General features: G+C 60.0%; 1 pseudogene. It reads left to right on the top strand.

Annotated features, from left to right (window positions below):
- Positions 1 to 270, top strand: a pseudogene (locus A3714_RS17985) (type VI secretion system ATPase TssH); the annotation flags it as partial.

Raw genomic sequence — 270 nt, 5'->3', positions numbered from 1 at the left:
TGGAAGCGGATATCGACGAACTGGAAAAACAGTACGCCGACCTGGAAGAGATCTGGCAAGCAGAAAAGGCCGCCTTGCAGGGAGCCCAGGAATACAAGGCAGAACTGGAACAGGCCCGTGTCGAGCTGGAACAGGCCCGTCGCGCCGGAGATCTGAATCGCATGTCCGAGCTGCAGTACGGGGTTATCCCGGAACTGGAGAAGCGGGTGCAGGCGGCCCAGGACCAGGAAGAGCAGCAGTCGCAGACCGAGAACCAGTTGCTGCGCAACA

Origin of the sequence: Alcanivorax sp. HI0007, assembly GCF_001635525.1 — a bacterium.
In the GTDB taxonomy this organism is placed as follows: domain Bacteria; phylum Pseudomonadota; class Gammaproteobacteria; order Pseudomonadales; family Alcanivoracaceae; genus Alcanivorax.
This window is presented reverse-complemented; position numbering and strand designations above follow the sequence as displayed.